The 1,329-nt window shown below is 32.4% G+C and carries 1 protein-coding gene; it reads left to right on the top strand.

The genetic code is table 11. From position 1 onward, the window contains the following. Positions 1-902: hypothetical protein (locus tag ACGH6S_RS12175; protein ID WP_411578993.1), on the top strand; the 902-nt coding region annotated here is incomplete at its 5' end. Between the last annotated feature and the right edge of the window lie 427 nt (positions 903-1,329).

Genomic DNA, 1,329 nt, shown 5'->3' with positions numbered 1-1,329 from the left:
ATTTTACTGGAAATAAGCATAGCTATTACATTAATCCAAAAATGGACATGCCCATTGTTTGTTATGCACAGCCGAATCTATATGTGGATAACTTAGCTTGGGGATCTGAGCATGATTTAGATGGTCCTAATTGGGTTGTAAATAAAGGATTTAAAGTTTTAGAAGTTAGTAATCCTGCTGAGAATTTTCCAACAACAGGATCTAATAACTTACGATTTTATTTATTATTAGGAGGCATTTCACCAGGGCAAGTGATAGCTGCGAATGGAACAACGGTTAGTCCAGTAAGTGGCAGTGGAGTTAGTTTGTCTTTATCCGAGGAAAATACTCCAAATTGGGAATGGGAGGGAGGAGCAAAAAATATTTATCCAGGTGGTGATGTAGCATTAAAGATAGTATTAAAAGGCCCTGAGATAAATTCAATCAATAAGAGATTTTCTCCTTCATTGTTTAAACTTTATTCGGATAGCAGTCATACAAAATTATTATACAGTTTTAAAATAGAGCGTTGGTATATAGCTCAGCAAGGCGAAGCAGGTGGGTATACTAATGCACAAAACTTTTGTCATGATTTAGGTAATGGTTATAGACTTCCTGATATTAATGATTACACCAATGCTAATGGAAATTACTGGCTAGGTGGCATATCAGGAAGAAATATTAACAACTATCAAAGACGCCTCAGTTACCGAGAAGGTAGTCATTGGGTTGGAGGAATATTTAATGAATGGGGGTGGATAAGCAGGATTAATTTTTATCCTGATAGTGATTGGGATAGTAATGGTTTTTGGGTTTCTCGATCGTATGGAAATAATCAATATGTTATTTATTGTGATTTAGGTTATGTTCACTACGGAAATCCGTCCTATATTCCATACAGAGTGGCATGTGTGACACCATAAAAAATTTTACTCCCAATCATCCTCATGAGTTAATTGTCTAATTTTTAAAACTGGACAATTAACCATTTCTTTTAGTCACATTTATTTGAATACTTATAAAATGAATATAGAAGAAAAAACAAAATTAAATTAAAACTGTTAATAGTATTTGTTTTTATTGAGAGGTGTTTGTACAGCTTTATAATATGTCTATTTATTGAACTTTTTTGAATTAAATTTAAATATCAGTACGTGTTCAGAATTATAAAGAGATCTTTACAAAACAGTAACAAAAAACTAGCGAAGTCATTTTAAGTGGTCTATAATTCAGACACTTTCGCAGTATTAATCGCTCATTAAACGAGCTGTTTATTATTAAAAATTCAAATAAAATAAAAACTTACTTGACAGGTGGAATGTTATGCGCTATCATATTAGGCACAAGGCA

This window comes from Gilliamella sp. BG3, assembly GCF_046635605.1.
GTDB lineage: Bacteria > Pseudomonadota > Gammaproteobacteria > Enterobacterales > Orbaceae > Gilliamella > Gilliamella bombi.
This window is presented reverse-complemented; position numbering and strand designations above follow the sequence as displayed.